The organism is Aeromonas sp. ZOR0002, assembly GCF_963866995.1.
Classification (GTDB): Bacteria; Pseudomonadota; Gammaproteobacteria; order Enterobacterales; family Aeromonadaceae; genus Aeromonas; species Aeromonas caviae.
In genome coordinates, this window is sequence record NZ_CAWMFQ010000247.1 from 1 (window position 1) to 352 (window position 352).

1 pseudogene is annotated in these 352 nt (G+C 71.6%); it reads left to right on the forward strand.

The window, feature by feature from the left end:
* Positions 1-352: pseudogene (locus AACR77_RS13820) on the forward strand (ABC transporter ATP-binding protein); the annotation flags it as partial.

Genomic DNA, 352 nt, shown 5'->3' on the forward strand with positions numbered 1-352 from the left:
CAGGCCAGGGCGGCACTGGCTGCCGAGGATGAGCAGGCCCGCCTGCGCCGGGCGGACGAGCAAAAGGAGATAGACCGCCTGAGCGCCAGCAGCAAGCGCCTCGCCATCTGGGGGCGGGAGCATGACAACGAGAAGCTGGTGCGCCAGGCCAAGTCCATGGAAAAGCGCATCGCCCGCCTGCAGGAGGAGCAGAGCCAGGTGGCGGCGCTGACCCCCTGGCGGCTCGAGCTGCGCGGAGTGAACCTGCCCGCCGACACCCTGCTGCGATTGGAGGCCCTCGACGTATCGCCGGCACCGGCACTGCCGCCGCTGCTGCGTGCCGAGGGGCTCTGGCTGCGGGCAGGGGACAGGG